The sequence below is a fragment of the Clostridia bacterium genome (genome assembly GCA_017438525.1).
In the GTDB taxonomy this organism is placed as follows: Bacteria; Bacillota; Clostridia; order Oscillospirales; family RGIG8002; genus RGIG8002.
Genome location: JAFRVI010000069.1, coordinates 1 through 18918, shown reverse-complemented (window position 1 = coordinate 18918; position 18918 = coordinate 1). Strand labels below are relative to the sequence as shown.

The following is an 18918-nucleotide window of genomic DNA, read 5'->3' as shown; positions in this document are numbered from 1 at the left end:
CTTTCACAGGCGCAGCAGATGGGAACAAGGAACACCTGGGGCAGCAGCGCAAGCAGCAACTCCTCGAACTACTCGTTCTCAAAAGACGATCAGGGCAGAACCGTCATTTCTTTGACGACTCCGTCAGAGCTCGATACGCAATGGAACTCCTGCTCGGGTTATCTTTCCACCGGCACAAACGCCACTCCTTACGTTAAGGACAGTCTCATCGAAGGCATTGATATCTTCGGGGACGCCGAGCTGTCTAACAAGAGCAAGTTAGCGATAAAGATCGTCGGCGACGCCAACTTCACAAGCGCGTTCTCCAACATCAATCTTATGCTCAACAGCGGCACCGAGAGAGTTTGTCTTTCGCTCCAGAGTCCGACGAAATCAAACGGATATCTGATTTACGACTTCTCGAAAATCACCCGTAATAATTATGACGAGAGCGGCATAGAGCTCCCAAGCGTCGCCGGCAATTTCAACGACGCTTTCGACGGACGCATCAACACCCTCAACATGGCGATAGTTTTCAAAAAAACCAACACCAACGTCACCTTCTGGTTTGAGGACGTTTATCTCGTCGGCACCTCAGATACTACCGTGCTCCATCAGAAGATCAGAGAAGCGAGAGAAGCCGGCGTTGCCGCTTCGCTCATCACTGCCGCTGAAAACGTCTATAAGAACACCGCCTCGACGCAGGACGAGGTCGACGCGCAGGTCGCGATACTCAACGCCGCCCTCAGCGTCGACAAGGCTGCACTCATTCAGATCGTCAACGACGTTACCAAACTTGACACCGCCGGTCAGTACGTTTCCGAGTTGAACGCCGCCCGCGCCGTTATCAACGATTCGACGGCGACTCAGGAGGACGTCGACGCGCAGATCGCGATACTCACCCCCATCTATGAAGCGCTCGTCGCGGCTATCCCTCCGTTTGACAGAGGCTTCACCTACACCCAACTCCCCGGCATTCAGGATTGGGACGACAATCTGCTCGCGCTCTATAACGAGCAGTGCGAGCTGAAAGTCAACGGCACGACGGGTACTCACGCGGAGTTCTCCACCGAACACCTCAGAGGCAAGGCGACCAAGTCGCTGAAACTCGTCCAGAGTAGCGCCCCCACTCCGAACGCGTGGACGGTCGGATTTTCAACCTGCGGAAACGCAGCGGATAAGGCCGCAGCAAGCAAGCTTGGCAATGTTCTTGGCAACTACAGCGTAATTAAAGAGCTAAACAAATTTGACGGCATTCGTATCGCCGTCGAGAACGCAAATGGTGAAGAACCCTCGCTAAACACCTGGGACGGTTCAAGCGAGCAAAAAGTCCAGCTCAGACTTATTTGCACCAAGGCAAACGCTTGGAACAACCACTCTTATCCTTACTGCACTAATACGCGTTATTACCGCGCCAACGATGAAGCACTTGCTAATAACGTAGCATATTACGACGGCTACTATTACTTCTTTTTCAAAGACTTCAACTCGGGTTGGCCTGTTGATCCGAATGCAGAGCCAAAAGTATATCCACCGTTCTTTGAAAAGTATCCCACTAGCTCGAACGATTACGGCAACCTCTATTTCCACCTTGCAACCGGTGGCATAAACTCCCTCAGTTACAACGGCGGAGCAATCTACATCTCCGATATGCAGCTATTCAAGGCACCTCCGGAGGCGACACAGGATAATCTGAAGGAGCTCGTCGGCAGAGCCAACGAACTTGACGCTTACGGCACCTACTACGACACGATCTCCGAAGCGAACCTCATCGCCTCCAACGCCGCCTCCACCGCCGGACAGATCGAGCCCTATATCTACAGTCTGCTCGATATAATTACCGGCCTCGAGAAATCCGAGGCGGAAGCGAGAACCGAGCTCGACAACCTCATCACCATAGCCGATAATATGGGCATGTACAACTCCTCCAACCCCTGTTACGACGCTATACTTGCGGCTGATCAGGCGTTTATAGACGGCTCGCTCACCTACGGTGACATCGCTTATCACGTGAACGTCGTCAGAGGTATACTCGCCGGCGAGCTCTTCGGAGAAGAGCTTTCGCCTGCTATGAGAAGCTTCTACGATCTGTGGCGCTACAACTACACGCCCGCGTCTTACGCGGCTTACGCACGCGCCGTCGACGCCGTGTGGGCCGATCCCGAGAACGTCGATGAAGAAGCCGCCTACGCCGCTGTCAGCGCCGCAGCCGCCGCGCTTGAAAAGACCAGAGTTTCCGTCTCTGACGAAAGCTGGTTCGCCGGCTGGACGACCGAGCAGGTGCAGGAGGTCGTCGACCTCAACCCTGAGAAGCTCTGCGACTCCATCGGCAACGGCCTGAATCTTGAGGGGCAGTCGAACGCCGGAGACTTCTCGAACAACACCTCATTCACCGCAGGAGACGGCTGGTTCGCCATGACCGCGAACGCCGCCTTCAATAAAAAGTCTATGGGCTGGAAGAATCTGGACAGAAGCGGCAACGGTCCGTCCAACAGCACCATGGACGGCTATCCTTCGCTCAACTTCACCTCTATCAAGAAGTACGGCGGTATCCGCATGAAGCTTGAGGTCCTCGACGGAACTGCCGACAGACTCCTTATCGGTATCTCCAACTGCAAGTCGATGAGCAGAGAGGATTACGCACTCAAGATCAAGCCCGAATACGTCGACGACGAAGGTTACATCAACATCCCGTTCACGTACTTTGAAAAGGCGGTTTGGGCAAGCGCGAAGTTCGCGACCGACGAGCTTGACGACGTTATCGTCTTCATCGTTGAAGCGTACAACGTTACAAACGGCACAACGGTCAGGATCTCCGACGTCAGAGCGTATTCCGAAGTGCTCGTCGCCGATAACAAGGCCGACCTCTTCGAACTCATCAATGAAGCCGCCGGCCTCAACACGACCGGCAGATATGACGGAGCGATTTCGGAAGCGAACATGATCCTGCTCGACGCCGCCGCCGATGCGGCCATGATCTCCGCCGCGGAGGATCTCATGGAAGACGTCATCGCCTCCGCCTCCTATGAAGGCGAAGACGGCTATTACTACGATACCGTTTCCCTCCCCTTCTTCCAGGAGTGGGTCGATGCGGATTGCGAAGACCACAACGAATGCGTCAACCAGAGCGAAGTCGCGATCTCCGATAAGTGCCTTATCGGCGACGCATTCCAGTCGGTCGCGGCCGACGGCTTCGGCGCCAACGGTTTCACGGTCTCCAACTGCAATGCCGGTGAAGATATCAACACCGCGCCGGCGTTGGGCGATCCGTTTGAGGGATTCAACACCGATTTTGAAAACTATGACGGCCTCCGCTTCGCGATAACGAACGAGTACGGCCTTTCACCGAATCTCCCGGCGGACGCTCACCTGATCTTCACGCTCTACGGTGACGGCACTGTCGCCAACGCGCCTTCCTTCACCGCGGATTATGAGCTTGCTCTCATAGATCGCGATCCGGATTACTTCTACATCCGCTTCAATAACATGGTCGCCGGCTCCGGCACGGTCCCGACCTTCGCCGAGCTTGCTCCCTCCAAGCAGGAGAACTACAAGCTATTCACGATCAAGCTGACCGGCTCGAGAATCGTCAGCGAAAACCTCGGCAAGCTTTATTTCTCCGACGTTCAATTCTTCAGTAAGAATGAGATCCTCCCGCGCGAAGAGCTCATTCAGCTTATCGAGAACATTAAGAGACTCGACACCGAGCACCTCTTCGATGACGACATTATCGATGCCGAGAGACTGCGCGACAACATCAGAGCGACACAGGAAGAGCTCGACTCGATGGTCGAATGGCTCACCCAGCTCTATGAAGCGCTCGTTGACAACGGCGACTTCGATTCTTCCGACGTTGTCGCCTCCTTCGGCGCGGTCGCCGATCCGCTCGTCAACAAGGGCGAAGGCGCCACCAAGCTGCTGATGATAGGCAACAGCTTCTCCTGGAACGCCTACGAATACATCAATCAGATCGCGGAAGCCGCGGGTGTCAACCTTATCGTTGCGAACCTGAACTACGGCGGATGCAGTCTCCAGCAGCACGACGATTTCATGCACAACAACAAAGCCGTTTATGGTTATCAGCGCTCCTGGGGCAGCGGACTGAGCAACTACACTGCGGCGCAGGCGCTCGCCGATCAGGATTGGGACTATATCAGCATACAGCAGGTCAGCGGCAAGGCCGGCAGACCGGAAACGTATCAGCCCTATATGCACAACGTCATCGAATACATCAAGGAGCGCTGCCCGAACGCCGAGATCATCTGGCATCAGACCTGGGCGTATCAGAAGACCTCCGATCACTCCGACTTCCCGTACTTCAACAAGGATCAGGATTATATGTGGGAGTGCATCGAATCCACCTCCAAGCAGAAGTGCGCCGAGGAAGGCATCAAGTATATCGTCCCGTCCGGCAAGGCGTTCCAGAACGCCCGCGCCACCGCGATCGGCGATAACCTGAACACCGACGGCTACCACGCGAACGCTATGGGCTGCTTCCTCGCCGGCCACTGCTTCTTCACCACCGTTACCGGAAGCATGCCTTCCGCGAGCACCTACCGCCCGAGCGGAGTCAGTGAAGAGCAGTGGAGACTCCTCAAGCGCGCTGTCACCGACGCCTGCAACGAATACGGTTATGTCACTTACCGTTCAGACGGCAAGTATATCCCCTCTCTTGAAAAGCTGAACAGAGTTTCCTCCACCGGTTCCGTTGACGCAATGATGATCGCGGGCAATCTTATTTCCGACAGCACGGATGACCTTGAGTCATTTAAGGCGATCACCGGAGACTATATTCCCAACGCTAAGATCATGTTCACGCTTTCCGAGCATGACAGAATGATCTCCTCCAACGCCGGTATGGTCTATGCATCGCTGCTCAGCGATTATTACAGTGACGACCTTGAGCCGACTTCGCAGAAGCGCAAGGGCAACAGACACTTCAAGGTCAACGGTGTTGACGTTATCGGCGTTGCATACGACAATCTGACCGACGGATTCGCCACCTACGCCGACGCTACGCTCGAGTGGCTCGACAGCGAACTCGCCGCGATCGAAGAAAGCGATATGCCCATATTCGTCGTAACCTCCTTCCCTGTCAACCACACGATCGGAAGCCGCGGTGCAAGCCGCATCTGCGACGTGCTGAAGAAATATGAGAACGTCATCGTCTTCTCCGGCGGAACGACTGCCGGAGTGACCGATAATCTCATCATCCACAGCGAAGACGGCGTGACCTATGTCAACGTCGGCTCTCTTGCGGATGAGACCGCCAACGGCCTCTTCGTCGAGGTGGACGGCAGCGGCAACGTAAGGATCCGCCGCTACGACTTCATCACCGGCGCTGAATACGCCTGGCTCATAATCAACGCCAGCGGAGAAGGACTCGACGCATACGCCGACGGTTACTATGAATCTCCCGTCGTCGACGTTGAAGACGGCGCGACCTTCGACATCGCAACCGTCGACGCCCCTGTCATGACCTGGCTGCAGGACGGCGAAAAGGCCACCCTCGACGGCGAGCCCTGTGAGTACGGCACAACCGTCACAGCCGCGGGCGAACACACGCTGACCGTCACCGCCGGCGATAAGCAGACCTCCGTAACCTTCACGGTCGTCGACAACACTCCCGACATCGTCGTGAGCATTGAGGACGGTGCGGAATTCGGTATCCCCGGCGAGCCCGCAAGCGTGACCTGGACTCCGGAAGAAGCCACCGCGACACTGAACGGCGAGCCCTATGCCGCCGGCACCGTGATAGATCAAACCGGCGAGTACACGTTGGTTGTTACCAACGGCAACAAGAGTGTTACCGTTCACTTCACGATCGTCGATAACTTCATGACGCCCGAAGTCAGCATCGCGGACGGCTCGGAATTCGACCTCTACACCGCCGAGGATCCGATCGCGGCCACCTGGAATCCCGCGGAAGCGACCGCTACGCTCAACGGCGCGGAATACGCTGCCGGCACCGAGATCACCGAAGTCGGCGAATACACCCTCGTGGTCGTCAACGGCACGAAGGAAGTCACCGTTCACTTCACGGTCATCGACAGCAAGCCGGCTCTCAAGAAGGGCGACTTCAACAAAAACGGCAAGATCGAGGTTGACGACGCGCTCGCCGCGCTGCGCATAGCCGCGAAGCTCGCCGTGGAAACGCCCGAAGCGATTGCGATAGGCGACATTGACGGCAACGGCAAGATCGAGGTCGACGATGCGCTCGCGATCCTCCGCGTCGCCGCCAAGCTCGCTGACGAAAGTAGCTTAGGCTGACGCCTGACGAGGCGCTGCCCGGCGCCGCACAATAACGTCAAAGCCCCTAAGGAAGACGCGTCTTCCTTAGGGGCTTTCTTCTATTGCAAAAGTAGCGCGCGGATGGTATAATACGTGTATATTTTATCCGGAGGTACATTATGAAAATCGTTGCGCTCGGCGGAGGCGCTGTTGACGAAAACTCCGCAGTCGATAAATTCATTGTTGAGTTCAGCGGGAAAGAGCGCCCGCGCTTCCTGTTTCTGCCGACCGCGAGCGGCGACGGCGGGCATTATATAAACGCCGTCAAACGCTGCTACAAACGCCTCGGCTGCGCGACCGACGCACTCTGCCTCGTCCGCGCGAAATACTCCGGCGATGAGCTGGATGCGCGGGTCTCCGCCGCGGATATCATCTACGTCGGCGGAGGCGATCCGCTTCGTATGATGACGGTATGGGAACGCGTCGGCATACTCCCGCTGCTGAAAGCGGCCGCGGAGCGCGGTGCGGTCATGTGCGGGATAAGCGCGGGCGCAATGTGCTGGTTCGCCTCCGGTTACAGCGACCGCGATTACTACGACGCGTCAGTTTCCGCTCCCGCCTATCGCCTCATCGACGGTCTCGGATTCATCCCCGCCGTCTGCTGCCCGCATTACGACGAAGAGGGCCGCGACTCTTTCGACGTCGCCTGCGGTTCATTCGGGCTGCCCGGCATAGCGCTTGAAAACGACGCCGCGCTTGTTTTCGACGGCTCGGCATACCGTCTTCTGAAAAACGACGAACGCAAGCGCGGATGGCTGTTTTCGCGCGAAAACGGTTCAGTCATAAAAACGGAAATCAGCGGCGGATTTGATTTCTAATATATTCCGTAAAAAATACTGCGCTTTTTTTCGCTGAAACTATTGACAAAAACGCGAAAAACAACTATTTTATTATAGAAAACTATCCGGTCGAGGATGCCCTTTTTCAAGGGGTACGTTCCGCGGAACTGGGGGTTGAGAAATGGCCAACTCGGAAATTGTCCGTTTGGAAAACATTCATAAAGAATTTGACGGCGAAACAGTACTCGATAACATCAACCTGTCGATAAGGGATAAGGAATTCGTCACGCTGCTGGGTCCTTCGGGATGCGGCAAGACAACCACCCTTCGCATCATCGCGGGATTTGAGACTCCGACATCGGGTAATGTTTTTTTCTTTGATAAAATAATTAACGACGTTCCGCCGCACAAGCGCGAGGTGAACACGGTATTCCAGCGCTACGCGCTCTTCCCTCACCTCAACGTTTTTGAAAACATCGCGTTCGGCCTGCGCCTGAAAAAGACGCCGGAAAAGGTCATACGCGAAAAGGTCTTTGAGATGCTGAAGCTGATCAACCTCAACGGCTTCGCGAAGCGCAACGTCAACTCGCTCTCCGGCGGACAGCAGCAGCGCGTCGCTATCGCCCGCGCGCTGATCAACTCGCCCCGCATGCTGCTTCTCGACGAGCCGCTCGGCGCGCTCGATCTGAAGCTCCGCAAAGATATGCAGGTGGAGCTGAAGAATATCCAGCAGCAGATGGGCGTCACCTTCGTTTACGTCACGCACGACCAGGAGGAAGCCCTCTCGATGAGCGACACCGTCGTTGTTATGGATAACGGCGTCATCCAGCAGATCGGCACTCCGCAGGATATATACAACGAACCGCAGAACGCCTTCGTCGCCGACTTCATTGGCGAAAGCAATATCATCGACGGCGTGATGCTGGACGACTATCTCGTTTCCATTTTCGGCTACAAGTTCAAGTGCCTCGACTCCGGCTTCGAGCAGAAGGAGCCGGTCGACGTAGTCATACGCCCCGAGGACATCGATATAGTCCGAGCCGATTCCGGACATCTTTCCGGCGTAGTCACCAACGTTACGTTCAAGGGGGTGCACTACGAAATAATCGTCGACGTCAAGGGCTTCAAGTGGATGATACAGACGACGGACTTCCACGCCACCGGCGATGAGATCGGCATAAAACTGAATCCGGACGACATTCACATTATGAAAAAGTCCGAATATTCCGGCAAGTTCGGCGACTACTCCTCCTACTCCGAGGAGTACGACAAGCTCGACGACGCGACCATCCTCAACGACGACTCCGAATCGGAGGTGATCGACTGATGCGCGAAAAGCTTGCCGCGGCGCCTTACCTCGTATGGATGGCGCTCTTCATCGTCGCGCCGCTGATCTTCGTTTTCGTCTACGCGTTCACCGACGCGAACGGGCATTTCACCTTCGCGAACATAGCGGCGCTGAAGGCGTATCTGCCGACCTTTCTCGACTCGATACTGCTCGGAGCGATAGCGGCGGTGATCTGCCTGCTCATCGCCTACCCTTTCGCCTACTTCATATCGCGCACGAAACCGCGCACGCAGCGCATAATCGTGCTGCTCGTTATGCTGCCGATGTGCATGAGCTTCCTGCTCCGCACGCTGGCGTGGGTCTCCCTGTTTGAAGACACCGGCATAATCAACAACTTCCTGACAAGCATCGGCATAGGACCTTTCAAACTCATCAGAACGCGCGCGGCGATCGTCTTCGGAATGGTCTACAACTACCTGCCGTATATGATCCTCCCTCTTTACACCGTGCTGATGAAAATCGACGGGCGGCTGCTCGAGGCCTCCGCCGACCTCGGCGCGAACAAGGCGACGACCTTCCGAAAGGTAATACTGCCGCTAAGCGTGCCCGGCATTATCTCCGGAATAACAATGGTGTTCGTCCCCGCGGTCAGCACCTTCTATATCTCCGTGAAGATGGGCCCGGCGGACACCGCCATGATAGGCGACATAATCGAAAAGCAGTTCAAAAACGCGTACAACCCCAACCTCGGCGCCGCGATGAGTCTCGTGCTGATGGTCATGATATTCGTGTGTATGGCGATAATGAACCGCTTTACAGACAGCGACGGGGAGGATATAGTGCTATGAAAACTTTCGGCAAGATCTATACCGTCCTCGTGTTCGTACTGCTCTACACGCCGATACTGCTGCTGATGCTCTTCTCGTTCAACTCGACGAAGAATACGGTGCATTTCACCGGCTTCACGCTGAAATGGTACGAAGAGCTCTTCAACAACGGCGCGCTGCTCCAGCTTCTGCTGAACACGCTTATAATCGCGGTCATCGCCTCGGTGGTCGCGACGGTGCTCGGCACTATGGCGGCGGTCGGCATCCACAAGATGAAGAAACGCATGCAGAGCGTCATCCTCACGGTCACTAACGTGCCGATGACGAACCCCGACATTGTGACCGGCGTTTCCCTCGCCCTGCTCTTCGTCTTCATCGGCGGAATGATGAAGAACAACAACGTGCTCGGCTTCTGGACGCTGCTGACAGCGCACATAACGTTCGGACTCCCCTACGTCATCCTCTCGGTGCTGCCGAAGATACGTCAGATGGATCGCAACCTTATGGACGCGGCGCTCGACCTCGGCTGCACGCCGCTGAAAGCGTTCTTCAAGGTGATGCTGCCGGAGATAATGCCCGGCGTCTTCACCGGACTGACGATGGTCTTCACCCTCTCGCTCGACGACTTCGTCATCAGTTACTTCGTCTACGGCTCCGGCTTCTCGACGCTCCCGATCGAGATCTACAACTACACGAAGAAGCCCATTCCGCCGACGATATACGCGCTCTTCACGATGCTCTTCCTGGTGATACTCGCGCTTATGATAGTGATGAATATCTTCCAGGCGCGCGACGAACGCAAAAAAGCAAACAAGCTCGCGGCGCTTCAGGGCTGATACAGTCAAAGCCGTAACTAAAACATCAACGGAGGCAACACAAATGAAAAGAATCTTTGCAGCAATCCTCACGCTGACGCTGGTCGCAGCGCTCTTCGCGGCGGTGCCGACGGTTACAGCCAAAGCCGAAGAAACAGTCACGATCAACGTTTACAACTGGGGCCAGTACATCGGCGTCGGCGAAGACGACACGATCGACGTGAACGCCGAGTTCACAAAGCGCACCGGCATAAAGGTCAACTACACGACCTACGACTCCAACGAGACGATGCTGACGAAGCTCGAGACCGGCGGTTCGAGCTACGACATCATAATCCCCTCTGATTACATGATACAGCGCATGATAAAAAAGAATATGCTCGAGAAGCTCGATTTCAACAATATCCCCAACTACAAATACGTCGACGACCTCTACAAAAACACTTCCTACGATCCGAATAACGAATACTCCGTGCCCTACACCTACGGCACCGTGGGAATCATCTACAACACGAAGTACGTCAAGAAGACGGTCGACAGCTGGAGCATCCTCTGGGACGAGGAATATAAGGACAAGATACTGACCTTCGACAACCCGCGCGATCTTTTCGCGATAGCGGAGTTCCTGCTCGGTATAGACGTCAACACCACCGACAAGGCGGACTACGAGAAATGCTACAACAAGCTCCTCGAGCAGAAGCCGATCCTGCAGCAGTACGTTATGGACCAGATCTTCGACGCGATGATCAACGAATCCGCCTGGATCGCCCCCTACTACGCCGGCGACTTCGTGACTATGCACGAAGACAACCCCGACCTCGCCTTCTGCTATCCGAAGGAGGGCTTCAACTTCTTCATCGACGCCATCTGCATCCCGAAGGGCTGCGAGCACAAAGCGGAAGCCGAAGCGTATATCAACTTCCTCTGTGATCCCGAGATCTCCGGTCAGAATATGGACGCGATCGGCTACGCCACACCCATTCCGGAGGCGAAGGAGTATCTGAGCGAAGAATTCGCCAACAGCGACGTCGTCTACTTCGATGAAGCGACCGCCGCCAACTCAAAAATGTTCGAGGACCTGCCGGACGAAACCTTCCAACTTATGAACGACTACTGGTCGAAGCTCAAGGTCGGCGAATCCGAAGGCAAGAGCTACACGCTTTATATCATCATCGGCGCGGCAATAGTCGCGATAATCGCCGCGGTCGTCATCGTCCGTATGCGCAAAAAGAAGCTCTACGAGCAATAATACCGCTGCCGCACAAATCAAAACGCCTCCCGGTCGGGAGGCGTTTTTCTTCGTTTTCCGGAGTTTTTCCATCCGGCGTTATTCTATCGAGCCTTCGCTCTTCGCGCGGAGGTAGGCGTTGATAAAGCCGTCAAGATCGCCGTCCATAACGGCGTTTATGTTGCCGACTTCGTAGCCGGTGCGGTTATCCTTGACGAGCGTGTAAGGCATGAAAACGTAGGAGCGTATCTGCGAGCCCCAGCCGATGTCTTTCTGCGAGCCCTTGATGTCTTCGATGCGGCTGAGGTGTTCCCTCTCTTTGATCTCAATGAGCTTTGACTTCAGCATACGCATGGCGACTTCGCGGTTCTGGTGCTGGCTGCGCTCGTTCTGGCACGCTACGACGATGCCGGTCGGGATGTGTGTGATGCGGATGGCGGATTCGGTCTTGTTGACGTGCTGGCCGCCCGCGCCGCTGCTGCGGTATGTATCGACGCGCAGGTCGTCCGGGTTTATCTCGACCTCGATGCTGTCGTCAATCTCCGGCGTAACGTCGACGGACGCGAAGGAGGTCTGCCTTCTGCCCGAAGCGTCGAACGGCGAGATGCGTACGAGGCGGTGGACTCCCGCTTCGCTGCGGAGATAGCCGTAGGCGTTTTCGCCTTCGACGAGGATGGTCGCGCTCTTGATGCCCGCGCCGTCGCCGTCGAGCCAGTCGAGCAGCTTGTACTTATAGCCGCTGCGCTCCGTCCAGCGCGTATACATACGGTAAAGCATCTGAGCCCAGTCCTGCGCCTCGGTGCCGCCCGCGCCGGGATGGAAGGTAAGTATCGCGTTGCAGCCGTCGTATTCGCCGGAAAGCAGCGTGGAAACACGCAGGTGCTCCAGGTCGGCTTCTGCCTTGTCTACCGCCGCCTTCGCTTCGCCGAGGAGCGATTCGTCGTCGCCTTCAACGGCGATGTCGATTATCGTCTCCGCGTCGTCGAACTCGGTGACGAGGTCGGTATACGCCTTTATCTTGGATGAAACGGACTTCGTCTTCTGCTGGTTCTTGCCGGAAAGCTCGACGTCGTTCCAGAAGGCCGGGTCCTGCGCTTCCTCTTCCAGACGCTTCAGCTCTTCGCGAAGATCGTCTATGCACATGGCACGCTTAAGGTCGGGCAGGCCTTTTTTAAGTCCGTTGAGTCTCAATTTCAGTTCATCGAATTCGATCATATTCTCTCTCCTATTTGAACGGGGTGGATATTTCGGAGATCGCTTCGCTTATCTCCGCGTCATCCGCCCTGCTTCTCGCGATGTCGCCGAAGGACACCATTCCGGCGAGACGCCCGTCGTCGATGACGGGAAGCCGCCTTATCTTTACCGCCGCCATTATCCTGGCGGCGTCCGCGACGCTCTGGTTCGGAGTTACCGAAACCGCGCCGCCGGACATTATCTCGCCCGCCCTGCATTCCGACGGGTCCTTCCCCGCCGCCACGCAGCGCAGCACGACGTCTCTGTCGGTGACTATTCCTGCGATTACGTCGCGCTCAAAGACGGGGATCGCTCCCACGTCGTGCTCGCGCATCAGCCGCGCCACCTCGCAGACGGACTGTCCGCTGTCCGCCGCTACGACAGTTTTGCTCATTACGTCCTTGACCTTCAAGACATCACCCCATTATTATATATGGTTAGTATGCGGACGTAAAGCGTTATTATTCATTTTTTCTCTTTTTGCAGCCGGATATTACGGAGTATCGGCTCCCTGCCGCGCCACGCGAACGCGGACGCGTTGAAAAACTCCGGATCGTTTATCAGTTCTTCCGTAACGATCGGCGTGGTTTCCATAAAGCAGCGCAGATGCGTATCCTTTATTCTTTCGTTCAGCGGACAGGAGTCCTGACAGCGATCGCAGCCCCATATGTAGTCCGCGGAAGCGATCATACGCTCCTCCTCCGGAGTCAGCTTCCCTTTCTTCTGCGAAACGTGCGAAACGCATTTCGCGGCGTCGAAGCCGGCGGCGGAAAGCGCTCCGTGCGGACAAGCCGCGATACACGCGCCGCACTCTTTGCACGCGATCCCCGCTTCACGCGGCAGGAGATTATCGCTCTTCCCGCTCTCCATAGTGGACGCTATTTCCGCTATGAAGCAGTAACTGCCGTACGTATCGTTAATCAAAAGCCCGTTCTTTCCGATAATGCCGAGCCCGCATTTTGCCGCGCATTTGACTTCGAAAAGGGGCGAACTGTCTACCGACGGCTTGAACTTTTCGCCGCGGTATTTGCTTTCAAGCTCAGCGCAAACCTTGCCGAGCAGGGCTTTTATCGAAGTATGGTAGTCCGGGAAGCAGGCGAACTTCGCCACGTTGCGCTTGACGTCGGGCGTATGGTAAGGGAGCAGCATCACGATATACGAGCGCACGTTTTCCATCGGCGGCTTCAGCGTCTCCGCTTCTTCCGCCGGCAGTTCGCCGAAAATTCTTATTCCGTTTTTCTCCAAAACATCTGCGATATAGTATTTCATCAGCCGATAATGTAAACTCTGACGTCGCGCCTGCCGAAGCGGCCGACCGTCGTGTTGCTCTCATAGAAGAGGTCGATGCGGTTGCCCTTTATGCCGCCGCCGGTATCTTCCGCGATGCAGTAGCCGTAGTTGAACCTGCCGTCGACCGACTCGACGTAAAGGATAGTGCCGTAGGGTATGACCTTCGGGTCGACCGCGACGGCGCCTTCGCGCACGGGCATTCCGAGCGCCGTGACGTTGTACTTCTCAATCGAAGAGTAGGTGTAGGCGGTGCCCTGCATCACCATTACCTTCTGGTATTCGGTCGGGGGCGTTTTCTCTCCGGCCTGCAGCTGCGCGAGCTGCCTGTGCTTGCTCAGAAGCTGCTGCGTGGATGTTCCGACGGCGACAAGCTCGTCGACGGGCTTTTTCGTCGTTTTCACGGAAACGACGGTGGATTCGACGCGCTCTCCGTCGACGTATTTGTCCCGGTAGGTAGTCGTCCTTACGCCCTTCTCGCCCGGGCGGGTGACGGTGCGCGTCTTTTTCAGGTATTCAATGGAATAATATTCCTTTGTCGAATACGGGATGCTCTCCTCGACTTCGCGCGTTTCGTAGGTGACGCGGGTGACTTTTATATTCATATTGCCGGCGAGGAGCGTATCCCGCGACGGCGTTACCTCGTCGAACTCGCCGAGGACGATTTCGCAGGTCTCCAGAGCGTCTCTGACGGTGCCGTCGATGACGGAGATCGTTTCGGTGAAGTTATCCGCGGTGACGCTGACGTAGAAAGCGCGTCTGACCGTGAGCGTTCCGGCGACGTCGGTCGGTTCGGTGAATTCGACCACGTCGTCTTCGGCCAGCTCGACGCCGCAGATGTCTATCACGCCCTGCATATCCCTGCGCACTGTTATTATCGCTCTGTCGTTGCCGTCGACGGATACCAGAAACATATTGCTCCCTAAAATGACGTACATAAATACGCCGACAACGAATATAAGGAACATCGCGCCGAACAACGCTTTGCTGTGCGAGTATATTCTTATGTTCTCCAGGAGCTTCTCTTTTCTCATTCGTCACCTCGGGAACGATTGATAGTAAGGAATCGCTTCTAAAACAATTCGCCGACAATATATGCCGGCGAGTTGCAATTTCGGGGTAAAAATGTCAGCGCTTGCTGAACTGAGGAGCGCGACGGGCGGCTTTGAGGCCGTACTTCTTTCTTTCCTTCATACGAGGATCTCTCGTCAGGAAGCCCGCCTTCTTGAGCGCGGGGCGAAGCTCGTCGCCCGCCTGAAGCAGAGCGCGGGAAATGCCGTGACGGATGGCGCCGGCCTGACCGGTAACGCCGCCGCCGGCGACGGTGCAGATAACGTCGTACTTGCCCTCGGTCGCCGTAAGAACGAGGGGCTGACGAACGATCAGCTTGAGCGTGTCGAGACCGAAGTACTCGTCGATGCTTCTGCCGTTGATTATGACCTTGCCTTCACCGCTGTAGAGGCGGACTCTGGCGACGGAAGACTTTCTTCTGCCGGTTCCGTAAAGATAGGGTTTCGTATCGTACATTAGTCGTTACCTCCTCACAGTTCGTAAGCTTCGGGCTTCTGGGCGGCGTGCTCGTGCTGATCGCCCGCGTAAACGCGAAGTCTCTTGATGGAATTTCTGCCGATGGTGTTGTCGGGAAGCATTCCCTTGACGGCCTTGGTCATAACGAACTCGGGATCGCTCTCCATAAGGCGTCTGTAGGGGACTTCCTTGAGGCCGCCGATGTAGCCGGAGTGACGTCTGTACATCTTCTCATCCAGCTTGTTGCCGGTCAGGATCACCTTGGCGGCGTTGATGACGATAACGTGATCGCCGCAGTCAACGTGAGGGGTGTATTCGGGAGTGTGCTTGCCGCGCAGAATGCTGGCGGCGACGGTAGCAACGCGTCCCAGCGGCTTGCCGGCCGCGTCGATGACATACCATTTGCGCTGTATGTCAGCGGGTTTCGCCATAAAAGTTGACATTTCGTTTTCCTCCAAATTTCCTTGAAATCAATTTGCAAAGGAGATTATATTACCCCGCGCGCAAAATGTCAAGAGAAATTTTCGGATTTTTTATCGTTAAATATCAAATCTTCGATTTTCGTCGTTTTTCTTCGATTTTCTCGATATTTCTCAATATCAATTTTACTATTTGTGTTCAAACGCGCCGCGCAAATCCTATTTTTTATCTCAATTTCGCAAATATACCTTTTGAAACGCGCACAAATATGGTATAATACTTTCATTCTATTCTGAAGGGATCGAAAATATGAAAAAAGAACCCGTAAGGTTCGATATGACTCTCAAGCCGATACGCACGAGGTGGTACCTGCGGCCGCTGACGCTGCTGCTGAGTCTGCCGGACGTCATCGCGCACAAGGCGAAGATAACGAAGACCGGCATGGACGGCATAAAGCCGCCCTACCTGCTGCTCTGCAACCACAACGCGTTCATGGACTTCAAGGTCGCGACGAAGGCGATCTGGCCGAGCCGCGCGAACTACGTCGTCGCGATAGACGGTTTCATCGGGCGCGAGTGGCTGCTGCGGAACGTCGGCTGCATCTGCAAGCGCAAGTTCACGCAGGACGTCATACTCATCCGCCAGCTTCTGCGCGTTATTAAAAACGGCGACATCGCCGTCGTCTACCCCGAGGCGCGCTATTCCCTCTGCGGCACGACTGCGGTGCTTCCCGAAGGGCTCGGCATGCTCTGCAAGATGCTCAAAGTTCCGGTCGTCACGCTGATATGCCACGGGCATCACGTCAACTCGCCATTCTGGAACCTTAAAAACCGCAAGGTAAAGCCCATCGAGGCGGAGCTAAAGCTGCAGTACACCTCCGAGGAGCTCGAAAAAGCGACAACCGACGAGATAAACGAAAAGCTCGTAAGCGCGTTCCGATACGACGACTACGCATGGCAGAAGGAGCGCGGCATACGCGTTAAGGCGCCGTGGCGCGCCGAGGGACTGCACAAGGTGCTTTATCAGTGCCCGAAGTGCCACGCCGAGTATAAGATGACATCGAAGGGCGACGAGCTCATCTGCACCGCCTGCGGAAAGCGCTGGAAATACGGCGAGGACGGCGCGCTTACCGCAGTCGAAGGCGTAACGGAGTTCGCGCATATCCCCGACTGGTACGAATGGGAGCGCGAAAACGTGCGCCGCGAGGTCGCCGAAGGCAGATATTCCACCGGCGAGATGCCGGTGACGGTCGATTCCCTGCCGAACGCAAAAAAGTTCATACGCCTCGGCGAAGGCGTTATGACGCACGATATGAACGGCTTCCGCGTGAAAGGCGTCGACTTCGACGGCGACGAATTCGAGATGGTCAAGCCGGTGCCGTCGCTCTACTCCTGCCACATCGAGTATGAGTATCTCGGCAAGCACGGCGACTGCGTCGACCTGAACACGCTGGAGGATACGTGGTATATCTACCCGCACGACTGCGAGTTCGCGGTCACGAAGATGGCGCTCGCGACGGAGGAGCTTTATTACGCCTTCCGCGCCGCCGAAGGCAAGCCCTGCAAGCCGGGCCTGGCGTGATAAGGAGACGCTTATGATCAGGATAGGAATTGTCGGAGTACGCGGGCTTTCATTTTCCGGAGCTCTCTGCTCCATGCCTGATGACGTCAGGATCGCCGCGATTTGCGATCTCGACGAGGGCTGCCTCGAATTTGCCAGAGGCGAGATAGAGAAGAAATCTCCCTACGCGGGCGAGCTTAAAACCTTCCGCATCTACGAGGACATGATCGAAAAGGGCGATATCGACGCGGTCATCATCTCCACGCCGATGCAGTGCCACGTTCCGCAGGCGATAACCGCGCTGCAGGCGGGCAAGCACGTCATGTGCGAGGTCACCGCGGGAGTCACGATGGACGAGCTCTGGTGGCTGATCGAAAACGTCGAGAAATCCGGCAAGATATATATGTACGCCGAGAACTACTGCTATATCCCCGACTGCCAGCTCGTTCGCGCTCTCGTCAAGAAGGGGATGTTCGGCGAAATATACTACGGCGAGGGCGAATACACCCACGACTGCACGGAGCTGCGCAACTGGCACGGCAAGACGGGCTGGAGAACGTACTGGCAGATGGGTACGCGCGGCGCATTCTATCCGACGCACTCGCTCGGGCCGATAATGCAGTGCTTCGACGACGACCGCATCGTTTCGATAGCTTCGTTTTCGCCCGGCAACCACAATCCCTACGGCCTGCGCAACGACGACCTGACGCAGACGGTCTGTCAGCTTGAAAGCGGCAAGCTCGTCAAGCTCCGCGTCGACACGATCTCCCCCCGCCCGCACGCGACGATGTATTATCAGATACAGGGTACGAAGGGGTGCTACGAGGCGTCGCGCTTCGGCGGCGAGGCGATGATCGCCATCGCCACCGAGGACGACCCGAAGGGATACGAGCGCTGGCGTCCGCTCTCGGATTTCAGCGAGTTCCTGCCCGAACACTACAAGACCGGCGAAGGCGGCGACGCGGGGCACGGCGGCGGCGACTATTATATCGTCAAGGACTTCATCGACGCCGTCAAGACGAACGTCCAGCCCGAGCTGAACGTCTATAAGGCGGCGGAATGGACATCGGTCGCGCTGCTTTCGCAGCTTTCGGTCACGAATCAAGGCCGCCTGCTCGAGGTGCCCGACTTCCGCCCGGGCATGAGCTGGGAGGAAAAGCGGATAAAGCTGTAAATGGTAAGATGAGGGCTTAATCTCTCTCATCTTAAAAACACAAAATCAAAAAAATCGCAAAAAATTAAAAATTGTGCTTGCATATATGAAAAAGGTGTGGTATACTATCCCTTGCTGAAGACGAGAGGGCGCTTTTGAAGCCGCTTTTCTCCGACAATATGGGGGTGTAGCTCACTTGGGAGAGCGCTTGAATGGCATTCAAGAGGTAAGGGGTTCGATCCCCCTCATCTCCACCAGAAAAGGCTTGCTATTTTAACAAAGATAGCAAGCCTTTTTCCGAATTTGATGTGTTTACATGACCGACGTTTTTGACGAGGTGCGTAATGTATAACTATTATGACTTTGAGGCAGAATTTCCTTTTGAAAAAGCAATTCGGAAGTTCCTCGTGTCCGATTATTTCCATGACAGTAGGATCATAGACATAAAGATGGATCATCGAAAGCACGAGCTTATAATCAGCCTGCAATGCTGTCGCGATTGGGAAACTGCCAATGTGGGTTCTCTCGACG

General features: G+C 55.7%; 15 protein-coding genes and 1 tRNA gene. 10 read left to right on the top strand and 6 right to left on the bottom strand.

Annotation, left to right across the window (positions count from 1 at the left end):
- The first annotated feature begins 18 nt into the window (after nt 1-18).
- From IJL83_06480 to IJL83_06455, 6 genes are all read left to right on the top strand, one after another.
- Nucleotides 19-6249 (top strand): DUF4886 domain-containing protein, encoded by a 6231-nt coding sequence (locus IJL83_06480; GenBank protein ID MBQ6553240.1) that lies wholly within the window; start codon nt 19-21, stop codon nt 6247-6249.
- 140 nt (nt 6250-6389) lie between these two features.
- Nucleotides 6390-7088, top strand: coding sequence for a peptidase E (locus tag IJL83_06475; GenBank protein MBQ6553239.1), 699 nt, complete (start codon nt 6390-6392; stop codon nt 7086-7088).
- A gap of 142 nt (nt 7089-7230) precedes the next feature.
- Entirely contained in the window at nt 7231-8376 is a 1146-nt protein-coding gene (locus IJL83_06470; protein MBQ6553238.1) for an ABC transporter ATP-binding protein, read from the top strand.
- Complete coding sequence (locus IJL83_06465) at nt 8376-9185, top strand: ABC transporter permease (protein ID MBQ6553237.1); 810 nt, start codon at nt 8376-8378, stop codon at nt 9183-9185. The genes IJL83_06470 and IJL83_06465 overlap by 1 nt, the downstream gene beginning before the upstream one ends.
- A complete protein-coding gene (locus IJL83_06460) occupies nt 9182-10000 on the top strand; it encodes an ABC transporter permease (GenBank protein MBQ6553236.1) in 819 nt (272 codons plus the stop codon). Before IJL83_06465 ends, IJL83_06460 begins: the two co-directional genes overlap by 4 nt.
- 43 nt (nt 10001-10043) lie before the next feature.
- Nucleotides 10044-11228 (top strand): spermidine/putrescine ABC transporter substrate-binding protein, encoded by a 1185-nt coding sequence (locus tag IJL83_06455; GenBank protein MBQ6553235.1) that lies wholly within the window; start codon nt 10044-10046, stop codon nt 11226-11228.
- A gap of 78 nt (nt 11229-11306) precedes the next feature.
- Here the strand turns inward: IJL83_06455 and prfB are convergent, their stop codons facing one another.
- The 6 genes from prfB to rplM form a co-directional block, all read right to left on the bottom strand.
- Complete coding sequence (gene prfB, locus IJL83_06450) at nt 11307-12422, bottom strand: peptide chain release factor 2 (GenBank protein ID MBQ6553234.1); 1116 nt, start codon at nt 12420-12422, stop codon at nt 11307-11309.
- Nucleotides 12423-12432: 10 nt separating this feature from the next.
- On the bottom strand, nt 12433-12834 hold the full coding sequence (locus IJL83_06445; protein MBQ6553233.1) for a CBS domain-containing protein: 402 nt from the start codon (nt 12832-12834) through the stop codon (nt 12433-12435).
- Between the two features lie 71 nt (nt 12835-12905).
- On the bottom strand, nt 12906-13685 hold the full coding sequence (locus IJL83_06440) for a DUF1730 domain-containing protein (protein ID MBQ6553232.1): 780 nt from the start codon (nt 13683-13685) through the stop codon (nt 12906-12908).
- A gap of 23 nt (nt 13686-13708) precedes the next feature.
- Entirely contained in the window at nt 13709-14761 is a 1053-nt protein-coding gene (locus IJL83_06435) for a G5 domain-containing protein (GenBank protein ID MBQ6553231.1), read from the bottom strand.
- 94 nt (nt 14762-14855) lie between these two features.
- Nucleotides 14856-15254: a 30S ribosomal protein S9 gene (rpsI, locus tag IJL83_06430; protein ID MBQ6553230.1), complete on the bottom strand. Its 399-nt coding sequence runs from the start codon at nt 15252-15254 to the stop codon at nt 14856-14858.
- A gap of 14 nt (nt 15255-15268) precedes the next feature.
- Nucleotides 15269-15697, bottom strand: coding sequence for a 50S ribosomal protein L13 (rplM, locus tag IJL83_06425; protein ID MBQ6553229.1), 429 nt, complete (start codon nt 15695-15697; stop codon nt 15269-15271).
- A 286-nt stretch (nt 15698-15983) separates the two neighbouring features.
- Here rplM and IJL83_06420 point away from each other — a divergent pair, with 286 nt between their 5' ends.
- The 4 genes from IJL83_06420 to IJL83_06405 form a co-directional block, all read left to right on the top strand.
- The gene (locus IJL83_06420) at nt 15984-17255 is read left to right on the top strand and encodes a 1-acyl-sn-glycerol-3-phosphate acyltransferase (GenBank protein ID MBQ6553228.1); all 1272 of its coding nucleotides are present in this window, start codon (nt 15984-15986) and stop codon (nt 17253-17255) included.
- A gap of 13 nt (nt 17256-17268) precedes the next feature.
- Nucleotides 17269-18408 carry a Gfo/Idh/MocA family oxidoreductase gene (locus IJL83_06415; protein ID MBQ6553227.1) on the top strand — a complete coding sequence of 380 codons (1140 nt, stop codon included), beginning with the start codon at nt 17269-17271 and terminating at the stop codon, nt 18406-18408.
- Nucleotides 18409-18568: 160 nt separating this feature from the next.
- A tRNA-Ala gene (locus IJL83_06410) sits at nt 18569-18644 on the top strand.
- A gap of 87 nt (nt 18645-18731) precedes the next feature.
- The coding region (locus IJL83_06405; GenBank protein ID MBQ6553226.1) for a hypothetical protein at nt 18732-18918 on the top strand (187 nt) is incomplete at its 3' end.